This window comes from Amaricoccus sp., assembly GCF_036846665.1.
GTDB lineage: Bacteria > Pseudomonadota > Alphaproteobacteria > Rhodobacterales > Rhodobacteraceae > Amaricoccus.
This window is the reverse complement of record NZ_DAIUBO010000301.1, coordinates 1-4,043: the sequence shown is the minus strand read 5'-3', so window position 1 is coordinate 4,043 and position 4,043 is coordinate 1. Positions and strand designations below refer to the sequence as shown.

The 4,043-nt window shown below is 67.0% G+C and carries 3 protein-coding genes; all 3 read right to left on the bottom strand.

The annotated features are described in order from the left end of the window. Positions 1–938: glucose-1-phosphate adenylyltransferase (gene glgC, locus V7050_RS19135; protein WP_324411050.1), on the bottom strand; the 938-nt coding region annotated here is incomplete at its 3' end. A 35-nt stretch (positions 939–973) separates the two neighbouring features. Next, entirely contained in the window at positions 974–3,193 is a 2,220-nt protein-coding gene (gene glgB, locus V7050_RS19130; protein WP_324366541.1) for a 1,4-alpha-glucan branching protein GlgB, read from the bottom strand. Between the two features lie 34 nt (positions 3,194–3,227). After that, positions 3,228–4,043: glycogen/starch/alpha-glucan phosphorylase (locus V7050_RS19125; protein WP_324411048.1), on the bottom strand; the 816-nt coding region annotated here is incomplete at its 5' end.

Here is a 4,043-nt window from a genome sequence, read left to right as displayed (position 1 = left end):
TCATGCACGAATTTCGCCGGCGGCTTGATCTCGGCATAGGTCCAGATCGGCCAGTAGGTGTCGTAGAGGTCGAGCTCCGGGATCACGTCCGTCAGGTCGATATTGGCCGCCCAATAGGCGTCGACCGTGCCGACGTCCCGCCAGTAGGATCCGGAATCGGAGCTGGTGCGGATGCAGGACTGGCTGAAGCGGTGGGCCACCGCCTTGCCGTGCGCCACGATATAGGGGATCAGGTCCTTGCCGAAATCGCGGCTGGAGCCGGTCTCGGCGGCGTCGCGATGCAGCAGGTCCATCAGGAACCTGGTCTGGAAGACATAGATGCCCATCGAGGCCAGCGCCATGTCCGGCTGGCCCGGGATGCCGGGCGGATCGGCGGGCTTCTCGACGAAGGCGGTGATGGTGTCCTCGGTGTCGACATGCATCACGCCGAAGCCGGTGGCCTCCGTGCGCGGCACTTCTAGGCAGCCGACGGTGACGTCCGCGCCGCTGTCGACATGCTGGCGCAGCATCAGTTCGTAATCCATCTTGTAGATGTGGTCGCCCGCGAGGATGACCATGAATTCGGGGCCGTAGCTCTCGATGATGTCGATGTTCTGATAGACCGCGTCGGCGGTGCCCTCGTACCATTGCGTCTCGGAGACGCGCTGGCTCGCCGGCAGGATGTCGAAGCTCTCGTTGCGTTCGGGGCGCAGGAAGTCCCAGCCGCGCTGCAGGTGGCGGATGAGGGAGTGCGCCTTGTACTGGGTCGCGACCCCGATGCGGCGGATGCCCGAATTGAGCGCGTTCGAGAGCGCGAAGTCGATGATCCGGGTCTTGCCGCCGAAATAGACCGCGGGCTTGGCGCGCTTGTCGGTCAGTTCCTTGAGGCGGCTGCCTCGCCCACCGGCCAGCACATAGGCCATGGCGTCGCGAGCAAGGGGTTGCCTGTGGTTTTCCATGATGTCCCTCCCCGGTTTTATCGCATCGCCAGCATTCACGAAGCGGGGTCGAATTCAAGCCAGAGCGTGGCAAGCGGCGGCAGGTTCACCGGCGCGGCGATGCCCTGCGGATCCTCGGCGGCCAGGACCCCGCCGAGGTTGCCCATGCCGCTGCCGCCGTAGGGGGCGGCGTCGGTGTTGAGGATCTCGCGCCAGCGGCCCGCCGCGGGCAGGGGCACCCGGTAGCCCTGGTGCGGGACCGGGGTGAAATTGGCGATCACCGCCACGGGCGGCGCCTCCGGGGCCTTGCGGATCCAGGCATAGACCGAGGTGCGGCTCTCGTCGGCGAGCAGCCATTCGAAGCCCTCGCCCTCGCAGTCGCGCGCGTGCAGCGCCGGCGTGTCCCGGTAGAGGCGGTTGAGGTCGCGCATCAGATCCTGCACGCCCTTGTGCGCCGGGATCCCCGTCTGCTCCCAGTCTAGACCGCGGGCCTCGGACCATTCGCGGCCCTGCGCGAATTCCTGGCCCATGAAGATCAGCTTCTTGCCGGGATAGCCCCACATGAAGGCGTAATAGGCCCGCAGGTTGGCGAATTTCTGCCAGGGGTCGCCCGACATCTTGGCGATCAGCGAGCCCTTGCCGTGCACCACCTCGTCATGGCTGAGCGGCAGGACGAAATTCTCCGAGAAGGCGTAGAGCAGGCCGAAGGTCAGGTCGTTGTGGTGGTATCGGCGGTGGATCGGGTCGCGGGCCATGTATTGCAGCGTGTCGTGCATGAAGCCCATGTTCCACTTGAAGCCGAAGCCGAGGCCGCCCTCGTGCACCGGCGCGCTGACCTTGGGCCAGGAGGTGGATTCCTCGGCGATCATCATGGTGCCGGGGTGGCTGGCATAGACCGCGCGATTGGCCGCCTGGAGGAACTCGACCGCCTCGAGATTCTCGCGCCCGCCGAAGCGGTTGGGGATCCACTCGCCCTCCTTGCGGGAATAATCGAGGTAGAGCATCGAGGCGACGGCATCGACGCGGAGCCCGTCGATGTGAAACTTTTCAGACCAGTAGAGCGCGTTGTTGACAAGAAAGCTCACCACCTCGCGGCGGCCGAAATTGTAGATCAGCGTGTTCCAGTCGGGATGGAATCCCTGGCGCGGATCGGCATGCTCGTAGAGCGCGGTGCCGTCGAAGCGCCCCAGCCCGTGGGCATCGGTGGGAAAATGCGCCGGCACCCAGTCGAGGATGATGCCGATCCCGGCGCGATGCGCCCCGTCGACGAATCGCGCGAAGCCCTCGGGCGGGCCGAAGCGGGCGGAGGGGGCGAAGAGGCCGGTGGTCTGGTATCCCCAGGAGGGGTCGTAGGGGTGTTCGGCGACCGGGAGGAACTCGATATGGGTGAAGCCCATGTCGACGACGTAGGGAATCAGCCGCTCGCCCAGTTCGTCCCAGCTGAGGAAGCGGCCGTCGTCGTGGCGCGCCCAGGAGCCGGCATGGACCTCGTAGATGGAGACCGGCTGGCGGCGGGCGTCGGCCGCGGCCCAGAACTCGCGGTGGGCGGCGTCGCCCCAGTCGTGGTCGAGCCAGGGCGCGACCACCGAGGCGGTCGCGGGGCGGAACTCGGAGGCGCGGGCGAAGGGATCGGCCTTGAGCGGCAGGCGCACCCCGTCGCGGCCGACGATTTCGTATTTGTAGGGCGCGCCGACCGCGACCTCCGGCAGGAAGATCTCCCAGATGCCGGTGTCCTGCCGCAGGCGCATCACATGGCGGCGGCCGTCCCAGGCATTGAACGGCCCGACGACCGAGACCCGCCGCGCGTTCGGCGCCCAGACGGCGAAATGCACGCCCTCCGCGCCCTCGTGGTGGATCGGATGGGCGCCGAGCTTGTCGAAGAGCCGCAGGTGGCTGCCCTCGCCGATGTAGTAGTCGTCCATCGGTCCGAGCACCGGGCCGAAGGAATAGGGATCGATCACCCACCATTCGCCGCCGGCGTTGCGGGCCCGGTACTTCAGCGGCTGGCGCTTGCGGATGCGCAGCGGCCCTTCGAAGAAGCCCGCAGGGTGGCGGCGTTCGAGCGTGCCCGCGGACTTGCCCGCGAGCGTGAAGGCCTCGACCTCCTCGGCGCCGTCGATGAAGGCGCGGGCGGTCAGCCGCCCCTCGCCCTGAAGGCCGAGCACCGCGAAGGGATCGGGATGGGTTCCGGTGACGATGGCCGCGACGGTTGCGTCGTCGAGGCGGGACGCCCCCTTCTCCGTCGCGGCCGCAGGCTTCTTCTGTCCCTTCTTCATGGACGCATGTCCCCCGGAGCTGCTCGGCCCAAGGCTAAAGGGGAATGTCCCAGATGTCTCGCGAATATTGCCGGATGGTGCGGTCGGAGGAGAACCAGCCCATGCGCGCGGTGTTCAGGATCGCCATCTGCCGCCAGCGCGCGGAATCCTTCCAGATCGCATCGACCTCGCGCTGGGCGGCGGCATAGGCGTCGAAATCGGTGGCGACCATGAACCAGTCGTGGTCGTAGAGCCCGCCGATCAGCTCGCGGTAGCGGCCCGGATCGTCGGGCGAGAAGACGCCGGAGGCGATGGCATTGAGCGCCTGGCTGAGCTCGGGCGAGTTCTCGATCGCCGCGCGGGGATTGTGGCCGTTCTGGCGGCGCTGGGCGACCTCCTCGGCGGTCAGGCCGAAGATCACGATGTTTTCCTCGCCGACCTGCTCGCGGATCTCGACGTTCGCGCCGTCGAGCGTGCCGATGGTGATCGCGCCGTTGAGCGCGAACTTCATGTTGCCGGTGCCCGAGGCCTCGAGGCCGGCGGTGGAGATCTGCTCGGAGAGATTGGCCGCCGGGACCAGCACCTCCGCGAGGCTGACGTTGTAGTTGGGGATGAAGACGACCCTGAGCACGTCGCGCACGGAAGGATTGGAATTGATCACCCGGGCGACGTCGTTGGCCAGTTTGATGATCAGCTTGGCATTGTGATAGGTCGGCGCCGCCTTGCCGGCGAAGAACTTGACCCGCGGCACCCAGTCGCGTTCGGGATGCGAGCAGATCTGGTCGTAGAGCGCCACCGCCTCGATGATGTTGAGCAGCTGGCGCTTGTATTCGTGGATGCGCTTGATCTGGATGTCGAAGAGCGCGGAGGG

What these genes read in the sequence shown, in the direction of transcription:
- glgB (WP_324366541.1), bottom strand. Translation starts at nt 3,193, where the DNA reads ATGAAGAAGGGACAGAAGAAGCCTGCGGCCGCGACGGAGAAGGGGGCG.